Source organism: Sulfitobacter sp. HI0027 (assembly GCF_001634775.1).
Taxonomy (GTDB): Bacteria; Pseudomonadota; Alphaproteobacteria; order Rhodobacterales; family Rhodobacteraceae; genus Sulfitobacter.
On record NZ_LWER01000171.1, the window covers coordinates 1 to 305 of the forward strand.

The window sequence follows — 305 nt, forward strand, 5'->3', positions numbered from 1 at the left end:
CCGGATGACATGCGCTCAGCAGTGGACGCTCAGGCCAAGGCACGCGGCTACGGCACTGCGAGCGAATATGTGCGCGATCTGATCCGGCGCGACTTGGATCGGCAGGCACTTCGCACGCTTCTTGATGAAGGTCGCAAGAGCGCGCGAGACGAGCCCCTCTCCCCACAGACTTTCGACACCCTCAGGGAGCGAGCCGTCCGGGTAGCTGACGAAGCTTCCTGACGGAGCGCGCCCAATGCGCCTGATTGCACTACCCGAAACGGGTCCAAGTGCCGGTCTATTTGTAAGTGGGGGACAGGACAGGC

At 63.0% G+C, this 305-nt stretch carries 1 protein-coding gene; it reads left to right on the top strand.

Annotated features, from left to right (window positions below; translation table 11 throughout):
• Window positions 1–222: ribbon-helix-helix domain-containing protein (locus A3722_RS10745; RefSeq protein WP_067916123.1), on the top strand; the 222-nt coding region annotated here is incomplete at its 5' end.
• Between the last annotated feature and the right edge of the window lie 83 nt (window positions 223–305).